Origin of the sequence: Photobacterium rosenbergii, from assembly GCF_033022775.1 — a bacterium.
GTDB lineage: Bacteria > Pseudomonadota > Gammaproteobacteria > Enterobacterales > Vibrionaceae > Photobacterium > Photobacterium rosenbergii_A.
This window is the reverse complement of the sequence record NZ_JAWJZI010000006.1, coordinates 204,673-223,417: the sequence shown is the minus strand read 5'-3', so window position 1 is coordinate 223,417 and position 18,745 is coordinate 204,673. Positions and strand designations below refer to the sequence as shown.

General features: G+C 50.4%; 14 protein-coding genes. 12 read left to right on the top strand and 2 right to left on the bottom strand.

The window, feature by feature from the left end:
- The first annotated feature begins 35 nt into the window (after positions 1-35).
- The gene (gene pgm, locus R2X38_RS16670) at positions 36-1,682 is read left to right on the top strand and encodes a phosphoglucomutase (alpha-D-glucose-1,6-bisphosphate-dependent) (RefSeq protein ID WP_317523452.1); all 1,647 of its coding nucleotides are present in this window, start codon (positions 36-38) and stop codon (positions 1,680-1,682) included.
- Positions 1,683-1,786: 104 nt separating this feature from the next.
- On the opposite strand, the gene R2X38_RS16665 is transcribed toward pgm, so the two are convergent.
- Positions 1,787-2,590: a DUF1853 family protein gene (locus tag R2X38_RS16665; RefSeq protein ID WP_317523451.1), complete on the bottom strand. Its 804-nt coding sequence runs from the start codon at positions 2,588-2,590 to the stop codon at positions 1,787-1,789.
- A gap of 133 nt (positions 2,591-2,723) precedes the next feature.
- Here R2X38_RS16665 and R2X38_RS16660 point away from each other — a divergent pair, with 133 nt between their 5' ends.
- From R2X38_RS16660 to R2X38_RS16650, 3 genes are all read left to right on the top strand, one after another.
- On the top strand, positions 2,724-2,930 hold the full coding sequence (locus tag R2X38_RS16660; RefSeq protein ID WP_317523450.1) for a DUF2517 family protein: 207 nt from the start codon (positions 2,724-2,726) through the stop codon (positions 2,928-2,930).
- Between the two features lie 157 nt (positions 2,931-3,087).
- Positions 3,088-3,846, top strand: a complete 759-nt coding sequence (locus R2X38_RS16655) for a Nif3-like dinuclear metal center hexameric protein (protein WP_317523474.1) — start codon at positions 3,088-3,090, stop codon at positions 3,844-3,846.
- A 448-nt stretch (positions 3,847-4,294) separates the two neighbouring features.
- Positions 4,295-7,048 carry a cation-translocating P-type ATPase gene (locus R2X38_RS16650; RefSeq protein ID WP_317523449.1) on the top strand — a complete coding sequence of 918 codons (2,754 nt, stop codon included), beginning with the start codon at positions 4,295-4,297 and terminating at the stop codon, positions 7,046-7,048.
- A 414-nt stretch (positions 7,049-7,462) separates the two neighbouring features.
- On the opposite strand, the gene R2X38_RS16645 is transcribed toward R2X38_RS16650, so the two are convergent.
- Positions 7,463-8,752 carry a citrate synthase gene (locus tag R2X38_RS16645; protein ID WP_317523448.1) on the bottom strand — a complete coding sequence of 430 codons (1,290 nt, stop codon included), beginning with the start codon at positions 8,750-8,752 and terminating at the stop codon, positions 7,463-7,465.
- A 408-nt stretch (positions 8,753-9,160) separates the two neighbouring features.
- Between R2X38_RS16645 and sdhC the strand changes: the two genes are divergently transcribed.
- The 8 genes from sdhC (at position 9,161) to sucD (ending at position 18,714) form a co-directional block, all read left to right on the top strand.
- A complete protein-coding gene (sdhC, locus tag R2X38_RS16640; protein WP_317523447.1) occupies positions 9,161-9,541 on the top strand; it encodes a succinate dehydrogenase cytochrome b556 subunit in 381 nt (126 codons plus the stop codon).
- Positions 9,535-9,882: a succinate dehydrogenase, hydrophobic membrane anchor protein gene (gene sdhD / locus R2X38_RS16635; protein ID WP_317523446.1), complete on the top strand. Its 348-nt coding sequence runs from the start codon at positions 9,535-9,537 to the stop codon at positions 9,880-9,882. The genes sdhC and sdhD overlap by 7 nt, the downstream gene beginning before the upstream one ends.
- Positions 9,883-11,649, top strand: a complete 1,767-nt coding sequence (sdhA, locus tag R2X38_RS16630; protein WP_317523445.1) for a succinate dehydrogenase flavoprotein subunit — start codon at positions 9,883-9,885, stop codon at positions 11,647-11,649.
- Between the two features lie 15 nt (positions 11,650-11,664).
- Positions 11,665-12,378: a succinate dehydrogenase iron-sulfur subunit gene (locus tag R2X38_RS16625; RefSeq protein ID WP_317523444.1), complete on the top strand. Its 714-nt coding sequence runs from the start codon at positions 11,665-11,667 to the stop codon at positions 12,376-12,378.
- A 108-nt stretch (positions 12,379-12,486) separates the two neighbouring features.
- Positions 12,487-15,300 (top strand): 2-oxoglutarate dehydrogenase E1 component, encoded by a 2,814-nt coding sequence (gene sucA, locus R2X38_RS16620; RefSeq protein WP_317523443.1) that lies wholly within the window; start codon positions 12,487-12,489, stop codon positions 15,298-15,300.
- 28 nt (positions 15,301-15,328) lie between these two features.
- On the top strand, positions 15,329-16,546 hold the full coding sequence (gene odhB, locus R2X38_RS16615; protein ID WP_317523442.1) for a 2-oxoglutarate dehydrogenase complex dihydrolipoyllysine-residue succinyltransferase: 1,218 nt from the start codon (positions 15,329-15,331) through the stop codon (positions 16,544-16,546).
- A gap of 129 nt (positions 16,547-16,675) precedes the next feature.
- Entirely contained in the window at positions 16,676-17,842 is a 1,167-nt protein-coding gene (gene sucC, locus R2X38_RS16610; protein WP_187461775.1) for an ADP-forming succinate--CoA ligase subunit beta, read from the top strand.
- Positions 17,842-18,714: a succinate--CoA ligase subunit alpha gene (gene sucD, locus R2X38_RS16605; protein WP_317523441.1), complete on the top strand. Its 873-nt coding sequence runs from the start codon at positions 17,842-17,844 to the stop codon at positions 18,712-18,714. The genes sucC and sucD overlap by 1 nt, the downstream gene beginning before the upstream one ends.
- Positions 18,715-18,745 lie beyond the last annotated feature (31 nt).

Sequence of the window (18,745 nt, the reverse complement as noted above, 5' to 3'; positions counted from 1 at the left end):
CAATATGCCAATTTAATTTTTACAAGGATACGTTAATGGCTATTCATCCTCGTGCGGGGCAACGCGCCCAGCAAGAAGATATGCACAATATTCCCGCGTTGGTGGCAAATTATTTCCTGATTGAGCCTAGTGCTCAAAATCCGCAGCAGAAGGTCGCTTTCGGCACTTCTGGTCACCGCGGTACTGCCGACAAAGGAACTTTTAACCAGCACCACATCTGGGCTATTGCTCAGGCGGTAGCTGAAGTTCGAGCGGCCAATGGCGTAACAGGTCCACTTTTCCTAGGTAAAGATACCCACGCTCTGTCAGAGCCAGCTTTTACTTCGACCCTTGAAGTGCTGGTGGCGAACGGCGTACAGGTGGTTATCCAGCAGGGCCGGGGCTATACCCCAACTCCGGGTGTATCTCATGCTATCTTGTGCCATAACAAGGTGCACGCGGATAAAGCTGACGGTATCGTTATTACCCCATCGCACAACCCACCACAGGATGGCGGGATCAAATACAACCCTGTCCACGGTGGCCCGGCGGAAGGTGCACTAACTACAGCGATTGAAACCCGCGCTAATGAGATCATTGCAGCAGGCATGGCTGATGTTAAGCGTGTTTCTATTGAAGAGGCGTTTGCGAGCGACTTGGTTGAAGAGCGTGACTTGGTTGCACCTTATGTTGACGATCTGGTTAATGTCATCGATATGGCAGCTATCCAGAAAGCCAACCTGAAAATCGGTGTTGATCCACTAGGTGGCTCTGGTATCGAGTACTGGCGCCAGATCGCGGCACATTACGGTCTGGATCTTACCTTGGTGGACGAGTCTATCGACCCGTCTTTCCGTTTCATGTCGCTAGACAAAGACGGCGTGGTTCGTATGGACTGCTCATCGCCTTACGCGATGGCTGGCCTGCTGGCACACAAAGACAAGTACGACTTGGCCTTCGGCAACGACCCAGATTACGACCGCCACGGTATCGTCACGCCTGCTGGTTTGATGAACCCGAACCACTTCCTAGCGGTATGTATTGATTACCTATACCGTCACCGTCCGGATTGGGCACAGCAAGTTGCGGTAGGTAAGACCTTGGTATCAAGTGCTTTGATCGACCGTGTGGTGGCTGATCTGGGCCGTGAACTGTGTGAGGTACCTGTTGGCTTCAAATGGTTCGTTGATGGTCTATACAGCGGAGAGCTTGGCTTCGGCGGCGAAGAAAGTGCGGGCGCATCTTTCCTGCGCATGGACGGTACGCCTTGGTCTACCGATAAAGATGGTATCTTGCTTTGCCTAGTAGCTGCTGAAATCACAGCAGTAACGGGCAAGAACCCACAGCAGTACTACGAAGAGCTGGCTGCTAAGCACGGCGCTTCAGAGTACAACCGCCTACAAGCGGTGGCTAACGGTGAGCAGAAAGCAGTACTTAGCAAGCTATCTCCTGAGATGGTGGCGGCTGAAACGCTGGCTGGTGATGCTATCACTGCACGTCTGACCCACGCGCCGGGTAACGGTGCGGCTATCGGTGGCCTTAAAGTGACCACTGAGAACGGTTGGTTTGCCGCACGTCCGTCGGGTACTGAAGATATCTACAAGATCTACTGCGAGAGCTTCAAGGGCAAAGAGCACTTGGCTTTGATTGAGAAAGAAGCACAGGAAATTGTCAGCAAGGTATTTGCCGACGCTGGCCTGTAATATCTCGGGATTGATTGTGAAAACGCCCGCTCTTTAGAGCGGGCGTTTTTTATGCCTATATTATGGGCTATGGGCTATGGGCTATGGGCTATTGAGGCATTGAACTATTTTTTCATGGAAGAGTGCGGCCAGTGTTCGGGCATCACAAACCATACCTTGTCATCGGGGGCGATGGCCATTGTCGGGTTACTGACTGTAATTAGTGCGGGCTCTTCGGCAATTTGGCTATAACGGGGTGGGGCGATCCACTCGGGCTTGGCGATCGGCTTCAAGTTGAGCTTAGCGGCTTGCTCTGAATAACACCACAAGCCTTGGGCAGCCTCTGCAGCAAGCTGGATCCCTGAACCGATATAATCATCAAAGGCGGGATAAAATATACGCCCCTGCATGATCAACCTTCGCTGACTTATTTGGCCAAATTGTGCCTGATACTGCTCAACAAAGGCCGGGTGAGCAGACAGCATAAGCTGATGACTGAGCATTTTGTTGGCTTTTTTATCCAGATCATCACGGGCATTAGGACCTGGCCACCTTTGTTCAAACGCGAGGTAAAACTTGATGGCGACTTCCCAGTGCTCCACTTCACCCGTCTTCAAGTTGTTAACCAGGAAATCGACCGCGCCGAGAGTGCGTTTGTCGACACTGAGTTGGATTTCCTCTGCCAGTAGTTCATAGCATGGGTGGTGCGTGATCAGTTGCTGCCATAGCCATTGGTAGAAAAAGCCCAAGCGGCGTCCACCCTGGTACTCGATACCTTGTGGGATAATGGCATTACTGGCAAATTCATCCAGCCAGCGTTGGTCTGCGATGAATGGATGGCCGTCTAATAGTGGTGGGAGGGCAAGTATAGCGTGGAAGCTGTTATCAGCATGATCCCTAGCCGTAGTGTTATTGTAAAGAGTAGACATTTTGCTATAAAACCCTTCTTTTTATAATGATATAGACTATGAAATAGCCTGTTTTAGAGTGTTGACTCTAGGATATTTCAATAGATTGGAACAATAAGACCAGTATGTTGTTCTGCTTGGCCAAGGAGGCGTTATGTATACTCGCTATTCACCATTGCGTATTTTTGTACGCCGTGCGTTTGTTGTCACTGTCGGCGTAGTGACCTTTCCCGTCATGATGTTCACTCCAGTGGAAACACGCTCAAAGCTATATAGCTACCTTCATCGGGTCTGGTTGAAAACCAGTACCAAACCCGTTTGGCTGACCCAGACCGAGCTGGCGGCCCAGCACCTTTACTAAGTGCCAGCGCCTCATATATATGACCTTACTTGATAAAGCTGCCGGCCGGCAGCTTTTTTGTTGCGTTAATTAGCCATAGAGACAGGGTATAGGAAAAGATCAACAGCTATCGGGGTTTGGGTATAGAATATCGCTATTGAGGAGAAGGAAATAGATGATGAACAATATCCAACTTGAGTCAGTACTAAACGAGCTACTGAGTCCCCATCAAATCAAAGATTACTGCCCGAACGGCCTGCAGGTCGAGGGTAAGTCCGAGGTCAAGAGGATCATTACAGGGGTAACCGCCTGCCAGGAATTGATTGACCGTGCTATCGAAGAGCAGGCTGATGCGCTGCTGGTCCACCATGGTTACTTCTGGAAAGGGGAGCCGGCAGAAATTCGCGGCATGAAATATCGTCGTATCAAAGCCCTTATTGAGAATGGTATCAACTTGTATGCCTACCACCTGCCGCTGGATGTCCACCCAACATTGGGTAACAACGCAAAGCTGGCTGAACTGCTGGATATCGAAGTATTAGGTGGTTTGGAAGAGGGGAATCCGAACTCAGTCGCCATTTATGGTCAACTTGCCCAACCTTTGAGTGGTGAAGAAATGGCGGCAAGGCTGTCGATTACCTTGCATCGTGAACCTTTGCATATTGGCGATAATGCACCAAAGGAAATTAAAACGGTGGGATGGTGTACTGGTGGCGGCCAAGACTTTATAGAATTAGCAGCAAATAAAGGTTTGGATGCTTTTATTTCTGGAGAAATTTCCGAAAGAACAGTTCATATTTCCCGAGAATTGGGTATTCATTATTTTAGTGCTGGCCATCATGCAACTGAACGTTATGGAATAAAATCATTAGGTGAGTATTTAGCCGATAAACATAATTTCGACGTCTCGTTTATCGATATAGATAATCCGGTTTAGCGTTTTATTAACCAAAACAAAAGCATGAAAAGGCTTAATGTGAGCACGTTAAGCCTTTTATTTTGTGTTGTAAAATTTCATATTTCGATATTTCGGAGGTATTAATTCTGTTAGATCTGGGTCTAATTCATACTTTGTTTCAACTTTATGACTGATGTTATGCTGTATTCGGTCTGAATCTTGATAATTGTCAAAGATTCACCCTGAACTATCGTATGGCCCTGCGAAATATAATTACAACCCACCTTTTTTTCGGTTAATTTAAAGTTACTCGTTTAAATGAACTCGAATGCTTTATTCAGAAAGTATTCAGGGATGTGAAAAAAATTAATTGGCACGATGCCTTTAATAACGAGTTTTAAATTACTTTGACCTATTCAGCGAATGCTTTTTATCAGTTTGAAATTGTACTGATGTCGACTGAATGTATTTAATTGGAGATTCCCCCATGACTAAAAAATGGTTTACCGAAACGGTTGCCAGTACTGTGTCCAATTTGGGTACGTCAACCGAGAATGGTTTATCTTCTGAGGAAGTGAAAAAGCGCCAGGAGCAGTTCGGTTCCAATGAACTGCAGGAGCAGGCCGGCAAAACGGCACTGGAACTGCTAGCGCATCAATTCAAGAACCCACTGATCTTCATCCTTGGGATCGGTGCGATTGTTTCCTTCTTCACTGGTCACTTGATTGATGCCGTCGCTATCGGCGTAATCATTGTCATCAACGTGCTGATTGCTTTCTGGCAGGAGTTCAAAGCCCAGAAAGGTATGGAAGCATTGCGCGACATGGCTGCCCCTATGGCGCAGGTCCGTCGTAACGGTGAATGGGTAGATATCCCAGCCCGAGAGATTGTTCCGGGTGATGTATTGAAGATCAGCACCGGTGATATTCTGGCTGCTGATGTTCGTATTATTGAAGCGAACCGTCTGTCTATTGACGAAGCGGCATTGACCGGTGAGTCAGAGCCTGTTGACAAGACTTCAGATGCGCTGGAAGACGGCCATATCGGTCTTGGCGATCAGAAAAACATGGGCTTCATGACCACTATGGTTACTTCAGGTACTGGCCTTGGTATCGTTGTTGGTACCGGTATGCAGACTGAAGTTGGCCACATTGCCGACATGATGGCGAATACCGAAGAAACCAAGACCCCGATGCAAGAGCGTATGGACTTGATTGCCAAGTCGCTAATGGTTGTTGCGCTGGGTGTTGTAGCCGTAGTCTGTGTGATCGGTCTATACCACGGTATGCCATGGCTTGAAATTCTGAACACGGGTATTTCACTGTCGGTTGCTGCTATCCCTGAAGGTCTACCAACAGTGGTAACTATCGTACTGACCATGGGTTCAACCCGTATGGTTAAGAGCAACGCGCTAGCCAAGCAGCTTGCGGCTATCGAGACCCTAGGTTCAACTACCGTTATCTGTTCGGACAAGACAGGTACGCTTACCCAGAACCAGATGCAGGTAATGAAAGCCTACGATGCATCAGGCCGTAACTGGGAAGTAAGCGGTAAAGGTTTCTCTCCTGAAGGTGAGTTCAAGCCACTTGCCCACGGTACAGATGTAAAAGACAGCCCTGAGATGATGAAAGGTCTGGTTGTTGCAACTCTGTGTAATGATTCTGAATACATCCAAGACGGCGACAAGTCTTCTGTACGCGGTAACCCAACCGAAGGTGCACTGATTGTTGCTGCAGCAAAAGCAGGCCTACAGCAAGCAGAAATGCTATCAACTGGCGGCTACTCAATTGTTGAGAAATTCCCGTTCGACTCTGCGCGTAAGATGGCATCGGTTATCGTTAGAGACCCGCAGGGCAAGCACTTCCTAGCTATCAAGGGTGCGCCAGATGTCGTACTACGCAATGCGTCAGGCTTTATGGTTAACGGTGACGTTGTGGCTTACCAGCCAGCAACGTCTGAAGGGAACCTAGCGGTTGCTGCTAACCCAGCAGAAGAGATGGTTGCGAACTACGAAGCGGCTATCCAGGACTTTGCCGAGCAGGCGCTACGTACTCTGGCGGTAGGTTTCCGCGAGCTGTCTGAAGACGACTTGAAGCGTGACCACACTGAACTAGAGCAGGATGTCACTATCCTAGGCCTATACGGCATCATGGATCCACCGCGCCCAGAAGTACGCGCAGCGGTTGACAGCTGTTACGATGCGGGTGTTCGTACCGTGATGATCACAGGTGACCACGCGTTGACAGCAGCGGCTATCGCACGTGACATCGGTATTATCCGTAGTGAAGAAGACCTAGTGGTTACCGGTAGCCAGCTAGACGACATGGACGATGAAGAACTACGTCGTATTTGTCCTAACGTTGCCGTATTTGCCCGTGTAACACCAGAGCACAAGCTACGTATCGTACAGGCTCAGCAGTACAACAACGAAGTTGCTGCAATGACAGGTGACGGTGTGAACGATGCACCAGCACTTCGCCGCGCCGACATCGGTGTTGCCATGGGTATCACTGGTACCTCTGTTGCAAAAGATTCAGGTGACCTGATCCTGCTGGATGACAACTTCAGCACTATCGTTAAGGCGGTACGTCAGGGTCGTCAGATCTTCGATAACCTGCGCAAGTTCATCCGTCAGGCACTGACTGCGAACGTAGGTGAAGTATCGGTAATCCTGTTTGCCTTCTTGTTCATGGGGCCAGAAGTTGCCCTGCCACTGACGCCGCTAATGATTCTATGGATCAACCTGGTATCTGATGGTCTGCCTGCACTGGCACTGGGTGTTGACCCTGAAGAGAAAGACCTGATGGAGCGTAAACCGCGTAAGCGTAACGAGAGCTTCTTCAGCGACCACCTAGGTACCCGTATCGTTATCCGTGGTCTAGCGCAGGGTGGTATGAGCTTCCTGGCATTCAACTGGGCAATGAACGCTGGTCTAAGCGCTAACTACGCACAGACAATGGCCTTTGCAATGCTAGTGTTCTGTCAGCTATGGCACATCTTCGATTCACGTACGTTCAGCACGCTGTTCCGCAAGAACCCATTCACCAACAAATCGCTGTTGGGTGCGGTAGCGCTGTCTGCATCACTGTCTCTGGGGGTGATTTACACAGGTGTTGGCCAGTTCATCTTCAGCACTGAAGGTCTATCAGCTAGCCACCTAATCACTGTGTTCCTAGCTGCATCACTTCCAACGCTGGTTCTATCTGGCTTGAAAGAAGTGACCAAAATCAAGTTCGTATAATCACATACAGCTGATAATTCGTTAAATGAAAAGGGCCTTCGGGCCCTTTTGTTGTTTTAAGAGCGGCACTAAGGTTCTATGGGGTAAGAGCGGAGCTATGGAAAGATAGCAATAACGCTGTTTAGTAGTAGGCTCTGGTAAATATATTTATATTAAATCAATAGTTTGATAGTAAGGCTTTGCTCGGGGAGCATCCTTACAGAACCACAGAACCACAGAACCACAGAACCACAGAACCACAGAACCACAGAACCACAGAACCACAGAACCACAGAACCACAGAACCACAGAACCACAGAACCACAGAACCACAGAACCACAGAACCACAGAACCACAGAACCACAGAACCACAGAACCGTTTTTTAAAAAACAAAAAAGGGCCCGAAGGCCCTTTCAATCAGTGAATACTGACATTACTCACGTTCATGCAGCGGACTGAACTCGCGCTGGTTGTAACCGGTGTACAACTGGCGAGGACGGCCGATACGGTTGCCCGGATCGTTGTGCATTTCGTTCCAGTGGGCAATCCAACCAATGGTACGAGACATCGCGAAGATAACCGTGAACATGGAAACCGGGATACCAATTGCTTTCAGGATGATGCCTGAGTAGAAATCGACATTCGGGTACAGTTTCTTCTCGATGAAGTACTCATCAGATAGGGCGATACGCTCAAGTTCCATAGCAACATCGAGTAGCGGATCCTGAATGTTCAGCTCTTGAAGTACCTCATGGCAAGCTTCGCGCATAACCGTCGCACGTGGGTCATAGTTCTTGTAGACACGGTGACCGAAGCCCATTAGGCGGAATGGGTCATCCTTGTCCTTCGCACGCTCAACGTACTCTGGGATCTTGTCAACACTGCCAATCTCTTCCAGCATCTTCAAGCAGGCTTCGTTAGCACCGCCGTGTGCAGGACCCCATAGTGATGCGATACCTGCCGCGATACAGGCAAATGGGTTAGCGCCTGATGAACCCGCTAGACGTACAGTCGACGTCGATGCATTTTGCTCATGGTCTGCGTGCAGGGTGAAAATCTTGTCCATTGCACGAGCCACTACTGGGCTGACGTCGTATTCTTCACACGGCGTTGCGAACATCATATGCAGGAAGTTTTCTGCATAGTCCAGGTCATTGCGTGGGAAGATAAATGGTTGACCGATAGAGTACTTGTAACACATTGCTGCTAGTGTCGGCATTTTCGACAATAGGCGGAACGCAGTGATTTCACGGTGGGTATCGTTATTGATATCCAGCGAATCATGGTAGAACGCAGCAAGTGCACCCACCACACCACACATGACAGCCATAGGGTGAGCATCACGGCGGAAGCCGTGGAAGAAGCTTGAGATCTGCTCATGCACCATGGTGTGACGCGTCACTGTGGTACGGAATGTTTCGTACTGCTCGCGGGTCGGCACCTCTCCGTAGAGAAGGATGTAACACACTTCCAGGTAGTCAGCGTTATTGGCCAATTGGTCAATCGGGTATCCGCGGTGAAGCAGAATACCTTTATCACCATCAATGTAAGTAATTTGAGATTCACATGATGCAGTGGCTAGAAAACCAGGGTCGAATGTAAAATAACCGTTAGCTCCAAGCTTACGTACATCAATTACTTCTGGCCCTTCAGTGCCCCCGATAATCGGCAGTTCGACGGGTGCTTTCCCTTCAATGTGAAGAGTAGCTTTCTTGTCTGCCATAACAATCTCCTTTGTTTTTTATAATCCTAATCCAAGGCGGATGTACATTTGTTGTACCGATTAGCGGTCCAAATGTCAATTTTTGTGCCTGCTTGTGTGTGCTTGTTAATAAGTTTGCACAAAATAGTGCAAATTTCTAAAAGCGTGTTAGAGGTCATGTAACGGGGTTTGTATTTGATTGTTGCGAGGCGTATACTCGCGGCAGGTCTCTGGTTCTGCCGCCGCCAGACGCAAATGCCAAAGTTATCAATAATTAGAGTAAGTTAGGGAAGGCACTGTTTTACATTTGCATGTAGAACATAATTGCAACCTCGAGTTACAGTTATGTTAACGCACTTGTTCGGCGTTAGTAGAAGCAGGGAGTGATAACAATAACATTGCTTCAATGGAGCTGAGTGGGCAATCACCGTGAAAGTAAATAAGCCAAGACCTGTCAACCTCGACCTACAGACGATTCGCTTTCCCCTTACAGCGATAGCGTCTATCTTGCATCGCGTCTCCGGCGTGATCACCTTTGTTGCCGTAGCTATCCTGCTATGGCTGCTAGGGCTCTCCTTATCCTCTCCAGAAGGTTTTGCGAGTGCTGCTGCTATTGTAGACAGTTTTTTCGTGAAATTGGTGCTATGGGGCATCCTGACGGCGCTGTTCTACCACATCGTGGTGGGTGTCCGTCATTTGATTATGGACATGGGATATTTTGAAGAAATGGAATCCGGGATCAAAAGTGCCAAAGTGAGCTTTGTCATCGTCGGTGTTCTGTCTCTGTTTGCAGGGGGCCTGGTATGGTAAATAACGTCTCAACAATTGGCCGCAATGGAATTCATGACTTTATCCTGATCCGTGCTACCGCCATCATTCTTACGCTTTACACCCTTTATATGGTGGGCTTCTTCGCTTTTGGCCCGGAATTGACCTTCGATACCTGGACCGCTTTCTTCGGCAAGCTGAGTACTAAGGTCTTCACTATGTTGGCATTGCTGTCGATCTTAATCCATGCGTGGATTGGTTTGTGGCAAGTGCTGACGGACTACATCAAGCCTGCCGCCCTTCGAGCGGGTATCCAATTTGGTGTTGTTGCTGTTCTTTTTGTTTACCTGTTCTCAGGTTTCTTTATTGTGTGGGGTGCGTAAGTGAGCATTGCAGTTCGTGAATTTGATGCGGTAGTTATTGGTGCAGGTGGCGCAGGTATGCGCGCGGCACTACAAATTTCTGAGCAGGGCCTAAAGTGTGCGCTGCTTTCCAAAGTATTCCCCACACGTTCCCACACCGTTTCTGCGCAGGGTGGGATCACCGTTGCGCTGGGTAACTCCCACCCGGATAACTGGCAGTGGCATATGTACGATACCGTCAAGGGCTCCGATTATATCGGTGACCAGGATGCGATCGAGTACATGTGTAAAAATGGCCCGAAATCAGTGATAGAACTGGAAAAGATGGGCCTGCCGTTTTCTCGTTTCGATAACGGTACTATCTACCAGCGTCCTTTCGGCGGCCAGTCGAAAGAGTTCGGTGGTGAGCAGGCTGCGCGTACTGCGGCGGCAGCTGACCGTACTGGTCATGCTTTGCTTCATACCCTGTACCAGCAAAACGTGAAGCACAAAACCACGATTTTCTCTGAGTGGTACGCACTGGACTTGGTGAAGAACCAAGACGGCGCCATCTTAGGTTGTACCGCGCTATGCATGGAAACCGGCGAGATCTGCTACTTCAAATCGAAGGCAACCATTCTTGCGACAGGCGGTGCAGGCCGAATCTACGCTTCAACAACCAATGCCCACATCAATACCGGTGATGGTGTTGGTATGGCACTGCGTGCCGGTGTACCGATGCAGGACATGGAAATGTGGCAGTTCCACCCGACAGGCATTGCCGGCGCCGGTGTTCTGGTGACCGAAGGTTGTCGTGGTGAAGGTGGTTACCTACTAAATAAAGACGGTGAGCGCTTCATGGAGCGCTATGCGCCGAATGCTAAAGACTTGGCTGGCCGTGACGTTGTTGCCCGTTCAATGATGGTGGAGATCCGTGAAGGCCGTGGTTGCGATGGCCCATGGGGTCCACACATTAAACTGAAGATGGACCACCTCGGTAAAGATGTGCTTGAGTCGCGTCTGCCGGGTATTTGTGAACTATCCCGTACCTTTGCTCACGTTGATCCGGTCAAAGAGCCAATCCCTGTTATCCCGACTTGTCACTACATGATGGGTGGTGTACCGACCCAGGTATCGGGTCAGGCAATCAAGCAGACAGCCTCGGGCAGTGATGTTGAAGTACAGGGCCTATTCGCCTGTGGTGAAATCGCCTCTGTGTCTGTTCACGGTGCTAACCGTTTGGGCGGTAACTCATTGCTTGACTTGGTGGTCTTTGGCCGTGCGACCGGTCTGCATTTGGGCGAGACCCTATTGGCACAAGCCGAAGCGCGCCCGGCAACCGACTCGGATATCGAAGCTTCCCTAGCCCGTGTTAATCGCTGGAACAGCACCCAGAAAGGTGAAGATCCGGTTGAGATCCGCAAAGATCTGCAAACTTGTATGCAGAATAATTTCTCGGTATTCCGTGAAGGCGAAGCAATGGCTACTGGCTTGGAAGAGCTCAAAGTGATCCGTGAGCGCCTGAAAGAAGCGCGCCTTGACGACACCTCGACAGAATTCAATACCCAGCGTATTGAGTGTCTGGAACTAGAGAACTTGATGGAAACGGCCTACGCAACGGCGGTAGCGGCTAACTACCGTACCGAGAGCCGTGGTGCCCATGCCCGTTTCGACTTCCCTGAGCGCGATGATGAACAATGGCTATGTCACTCTATCTACAACCCTGAGACAGAAGAGATGTCCAAGCGTGATGTCAACATGACACCAATTCATCGTGAGGCATTTCCGCCTAAAGCGCGTACATACTAAGGGGAGGATAGAATTATGAAACTGAATTTCTCGATTTACCGCTACAACCCTGATGTAGACAACGCGCCGCACATGAAGGGCTACACCCTAGAGGTGCCGGAAGGCTCCGACATGATGGTGCTCGATGCGCTTATTTTGCTGAAAGAACAAGATCCGACGTTGTCGTTCCGCCGCTCCTGCCGTGAAGGGGTCTGCGGCTCTGACGGTATCAATATGAACGGTAAGAATGGTTTGGCCTGTATCACACCGCTGTCGGCATTGACCGACCAGAGCACCATTGTGATCCGCCCGTTGCCGGGCTTGCCGGTTATCCGCGATCTGATCATCGACATGGAGCAGTTCTACACCAACTACGCCAAAGTGAAGCCATTCCTGATTGATGACGGTGCCCAGCCGCCTGCACGAGAAAACCTGCAGATGCCGGAAGAGCGTGCCCATCTTGATGGCCTTTACGAATGTATTATGTGTGCTTGCTGTTCAACGTCGTGCCCATCGTTCTGGTGGAACCCGGATAAATTCATCGGACCAGCTGGCCTGCTAGCAGCTTATCGCTGGCTAATTGATAGTCGTGATACCGCAACTGATGAACGTTTATCCGATCTGGACGACGCTTTTAGCGTTTTTCGTTGCCATGGCATCATGAACTGTGTAAATGTTTGTCCTAAAGGGTTAAATCCGACGAAAGCAATTGGACACATCAAGTCGATGTTGCTCAAGCGCGCGGTATAAATATAAGTATTATCGATATGCTGGCTTCATGATTCGCTCTCTGGAGCCAGCCTCAATTCCGGTCACCGAGCCGGGAAAATGGCGATAACTAGTGGTTAAGGGAAAACAATGCAGAACGGCGTTATGAAGGCTTGGCTTGAGTCTTCACACCTGGCTGGCGCCAATGCAACTTATGTAGAGGAACTCTACGAGTTGTATCTTAGCGACCCAGAATTAGTAGATGAAGAATGGCGTCACGTATTCAGTGATCTGCCTGTCGTGAATGAGACTGCTGTTGAACAGCCTCACTCGCGTGTTCGCGACTACTTCCGGCGTCTAGCGAAGGAAACAACCCATCTAAGTGCTACCGTCAGCGATCCAGATGTTGATGCTAAGCAGGTTAAGGTATTGCAGTTGATCAACGCATACCGTTTCCGCGGGCACCAGCATGCAAACTTAGATCCGTTGGGATTATGGCAGCAGGAGCGAGTATCCGACCTCGACCCTGAATTCCATAACCTGACTGTTGATGACTTCAACGAGACATTCAATGTCGGCTCTTTTGCCATCGGGCAGGAGACCATGAAGTTATCAGAGCTTTATGACGCGCTGAAGAAAACCTATTGCGGTTCTATCGGTGCGGAATACATGCACATTACCAACACTGACGAAAAACGCTGGCTTCAGCAGCGTCTTGAGTCTGTGGTTGGGCGCGGCTCCTTCTCCAAGGAAGAAAAACTTACTTTTCTCGATGAGCTGACTGCAGCAGAGGGGCTGGAGCGTTACTTGGGCGCGAAATTCCCGGGCGCGAAGCGATTCTCCCTTGAAGGCGGTGATGCCCTGATCCCTATGGTCAAAGAGCTGATCCGCTACGCCGGTACCAACGGTGCCCGTGAGGTCGTGGTCGGTATGGCTCACCGTGGCCGACTGAACATGTTGGTCAATGTACTGGGTAAAAAACCGCAGGATTTGTTTGACGAGTTTGCCGGTAAGCATGACGACACTTGGGGAACCGGTGATGTGAAATATCACCAGGGTTTCTCGGCTGACTTTGCAACACCGGGCGGCGACGTGCATCTTGTGTTGGCATTCAACCCGTCTCACCTAGAAATTGTCAACCCTGTGGTGGTTGGCTCGGTTCGAGCAAGACAAGACCGTCTGGGCGACAAAGATGGCTCTCAGGTACTGCCAATCACCATCCACGGTGACTCGGCCATCGCCGGCCAGGGGGTAGTGGCAGAGACATTCAATATGTCCCAGTCACGTGGCTACCGCGTGGGCGGTACGGTTCGAATCGTGGTGAACAACCAAATTGGCTTTACCACATCCAACCCGAATGATACCCGTTCGACCCAATACTGTACCGATATCGCCAAAATGGTACAGGCGCCAATCTTCCATGTTAACGCCGATGATCCAGAAGCCGTTGCTTTTGTTACCCGTATTGCTCTTGATTTCCGTAATACCTTCAAGCGCGATGTGGTGATTGATTTGGTGTGTTACCGCCGTCATGGTCACAACGAAGCGGACGAGCCGAATGCGACTCAGCCGCTGATGTACCAGAAAATCAAGAAGCACCCGACACCGCGTAAGATCTATGCCGATGCCTTGACCGATGCGGGTACGGTTGATTTGGAAACTGCAACGTCATTGATCAACGAATACCGTGATGCCCTTGACCGCGGTGAATGCGTGGTTAAAGAGTGGCGCCCAATGAAACTGCACTCGGTTGATTGGGAGCCGTATATCGGTCATGACTGGACGGTTGATTGGGACAATCAGGTTGACTATGGTCGCCTGCAAGAGTTGGCCTACCGGGTTTGTCAGTTCCCTGACAGCCATAAACTCCAGAGCCGTGTCCAGAAGCTATATAACGACCGTATGTCGATGGCTGAAGGTGAGAAGGCGGTTGATTGGGGTATGGCCGAAACCTTGGCCTATGCCACCTTGGTTGATGAAGGTAAGCGGATCCGTATAACCGGTCAGGATTCAGGTCGTGGCACCTTCTTCCACCGTCATTCGGTACTGCATAACCAGGGTGACGCGAGTACGTATATCCCGCTGGCCAATATCCATGACAAACAAGGCCCGTTCCAGGTCTTCGACTCGGTATTGTCCGAAGAAGCCGTGCTAGCGTTTGAATACGGCTATGCAACCGCAGAGCCTAGTGGTCTGACGCTTTGGGAAGCCCAGTTTGGTGACTTTGCCAATGGTGCCCAGGTGGTGATTGACCAGTTCATCAGTTCTGGTGAGCAGAAGTGGGGCCGTATGTGTGGCCTGACAATGCTACTGCCGCATGGTTATGAAGGGCAGGGACCAGAACACTCATCAGCTCGCCTCGAGCGTTACTTACAGCTATGTGCTGAGCAGAACATGCAGGTGGTGATCCCGTCGACACCGGCTCAGGTTTATCACATGCTGCGTCGCCAGGTGGTTCGTCCTATGCGTCGCCCGCTGGTGGTAATGTCACCTAAGTCTTTGCTGCGTCACCCGCTATGTACATCCAGCCTGGATGAATTGGCAAACGGGACGTTCCAGCCTGCGATCGGTGAGATTGACGATCTTGATCCGAAACAGGTCAAGCGCGTGGTCTTCTGTTCGGGCAAGGTGTATTTCGACCTGCTGGAGCAGCGCCGTAAGAACGAGCAGACGGATGTGGCTATTGTTCGTATCGAGCAACTTTACCCATTCCCGAAAGAAGACGTTGAAGCTGCCTTGGCAGACTATCAGCACGTCACTGATTTTATTTGGTGTCAGGAAGAGCCGCAGAACCAGGGTGCATGGTACTCCAGCCAGCACAACTTCCGTTCAGCCCTTCCGGCCGGCGCCCAGCTTGAATATGCAGGCCGCCCGGCTTCAGCTTCACCGGCTGTAGGTTACATGTCGGTTCACCTGAAACAGCAAAAAGCGTTGATCGAAGACGCACTAACAATAGATTTATAAGAACTGGAACAAAAAGGACAAAGCCGATATGACGATCGAAATTCTGGTTCCCGATTTACCTGAATCAGTTGCAGACGCAACAGTAGCAACTTGGCACAAGCAGCCAGGCGATGCTGTCACCCGTGATGAAGTTCTGGTTGATATCGAAACAGACAAAGTGGTGTTGGAAGTACCAGCACCGGAAGACGGTATTCTTGAAGCAATTCTGGAAGACGAAGGCACCACCGTACTGACCAAGCAGTTGATCGGCAAGATCAAAGCGGGCGCGGTAGCAGGTGAGCCAACCAAAGATGTACCAGCCGAAGCAGAGTCGTCGCCTAACAAGCGAAACACTGCGGCGCTGGGTGATGAGACCAACGAAGCGTTGAGCCCTGCGGTTCGCCGCTTGTTGGCTGAGCACACTATCAACGCTGCCGACGTGAAAGGTACCGGTGTCGGTGGACGCATCACGCGTGAAGATGTTGAAGCGTTCGTGAAAGAAGGCAAGCCGGCTCCAGCGCCTGCGGCCCCTGCTGTGGAAGCGAAGGTGGAAGCACCGATTGGCCACCGCAGCGAAAAGCGTGTGCCAATGACCCGCCTGCGTAAGCGTGTGGCAGAACGTCTGCTTGAAGCGAAGAACAGCACAGCGATGCTGACTACCTTCAACGAAGTAAACATGAAGCCAATCATGGATCTGCGCAAGCAGTACAAAGATATCTTCGAAGAGCGCCACGGTATCCGCTTGGGCTTTATGTCTTTCTACGTGAAAGCGGTGGTTGAGGCACTGAAGCGCTTCCCAGAAGTGAATGCGTCTATCGACGGTGACGATATTGTTTACCACAACTTCTTCGATGTCAGTATTGCGGTATCAACCCCTCGTGGTCTGGTAACGCCGGTCCTTCGCGACTGTGACAAGCTGAGCCTGGCTGAGATTGAGAAAGGTATTCGTGAGCTGGCTATCAAGGGCCGTGACGGCAAACTGACTGTCGATGAGCTTACCGGCGGCAACTTCACAATCACCAACGGTGGTGTATTCGGCTCATTGATGTCGACACCGATTATCAACCCGCCGCAGTCGGCTATTTTGGGTATGCATAAGATCCAAGACCGCCCGATGGCAGTGGATGGCAAGGTTGAAATCCTGCCGATGATGTACCTGGCACTGTCTTATGACCACCGTTTGGTTGATGGCCGTGAGTCAGTGGGCTACCTGGTTACTATCAAAGAGTTACTTGAAGATCCAACACGTCTGCTTCTAGACGTGTAACCCTGCAGGCAGGCCAGTCAGGCTCGACAGTTGGCCTGCCAATTTTGCAGCTACAATCGAAGAAGTACCAAAGAGTATTTCACATGGATATAACGATTCCCCAAGGGATATGAAAACGGATAGAACATCATGAATTTGCATGAATATCAGGCGAAACAGCTGTTCGCCGAGTACGGTCTGCCAGTTCCAGAAGGTTACGCTTGCGACACGCCACAAGAAGCCGCAGAAGCTGCAGGTAAAATCAGTGGCGACAAATGGGTCGTGAAATGTCAGGTACATGCCGGTGGCCGTGGTAAAGCGGGCGGCGTGGAACTGCACGACACCAAAGAAGGTATCAAGGGTTTTGCCCAGAAGTGGCTGGGTAAGAATCTGGTAACCTACCAGACTGATGCAAATGGCCAACCGGTAACGAAAATCCTGGTTGAAGAAGCCTCTAACATCGCCAACGAACTGTACCTAGGTGCAGTGGTTGACCGTGGTACACGTCGCATCGTGTTCATGGCATCGACTGAAGGCGGTGTGGAAATTGAAAAAGTGGCTGAGGAAACTCCTGAGCTGATCCACAAAGCAGCCATTGACCCTCTTGTTGGCCCTCAGCCTTATCAAGGCCGTGAGCTGGCATTTAAACTGGGCCTTAAAGGTGACCAGATCAAGCAGTTCACCAAGATTTTCCTGGGTCTGGGCAACATGTTTGCTGATTACGATCTTGCCCTGCTAGAAATCAACCCATTGGTGATCACCGGTGATGACAACCTGCTTTGTCTCGACGGTAAGATCAACATTGACTCCAATGCCCTATACCGCCAGCCGAAACTTCGTGAAATGCACGATCCTTCACAGGAAGACGAGCGTGAAGCACATGCGGCACAGTGGGAGCTGAACTATGTCGCACTTGATGGCAACATCGGCTGTATGGTTAACGGCGCTGGCCTAGCTATGGGTACCATGGATATTGTTAACCTGCACGGCGGCCAGCCAGCCAACTTCCTCGACGTGGGCGGCGGTGCAACCAAAGAGCGTGTTACCGAAGCATTCAAGATCATCCTTTCCGACACCAATGTGAAAGCGGTATTGGTTAACATCTTTGGTGGTATCGTCCGTTGTGACTTGATTGCCGAAGGTATCATTGGTGCGGTCGAAGAAGTCGGTGTTGAAGTACCGGTAGTGGTTCGTCTTGAAGGTAACAATGCGGTGCTGGGGGCGGAAACCCTGGCGAAGAGTGGTTTGAACATCATTGCTGCGACTTCCCTAACTGAAGCAGCGGAAAAAGTTGTTGCTGCAGCGGAGGGTAAATAATGTCTGTTCTAATTAATAAAGATACCAAGGTGATCTGTCAGGGCTTTACTGGCGGTCAGGGTACATTCCACTCAGAACAAGCTATTGAGTACGGAACGCAGATGGTCGGTGGTGTTTCACCGGGTAAAGGCGGCACTATGCACCTAGGTCTGCCTGTGTTCAATACGGTACGTGAAGCCGTTGAAGCCACTGGCGCAACAGCAACAGTCATTTACGTACCGGCGCCGTTCTGTAAAGACGCGATCCTGGAAGCGATTGATGCGGGTATCGAGCTTATTGTGACCATCACCGAAGGCATCCCTACGCTCGATATGCTGGATGTTAAAGTACGCCTTGATGAAGCAGGCGTGCGTATGATTGGTCCAAACTGCCCGGGTGTGATCACGCCGGACGAGTGTAAGATCGGTATCATGCCGGGCCACATCCACAAAGCGGGTAAAGTAGGCATTGTTTCCCGTTCGGGTACATTGACTTACGAAGCTGTTAAGCAGACAACGGATGAAGGTTTCGGTCAGTCGACTTGTGTCGGTATCGGTGGTGACCCAATCCCGGGTTCAAACTTCATTGACGTGCTGGAGCTGTTCGAAAACGACCCAGCGACTGAAGCCATCGTGATGATTGGTGAAATCGGCGGTACCGCGGAAGAAGAAGCGGCTGCCTACATCAAAGAAAATGTCACTAAACCTGTTGTGTCTTACATCGCAGGTGTAACAGCGCCTCCTGGCAAGCGCATGGGCCATGCTGGTGCGATTATCTCTGGCGGTAAAGGCACTGCAGAAGATAAGTTCCAGGCTCTGGAAGCTGCAGGTGTTAAAACCGTGAAGAGCCTTGCTGACATCGGCAAGGCATTACGTGAAGTAACTGGCTGGTAAACCTTACCTTCAAAGCGATACCTAAAGACTC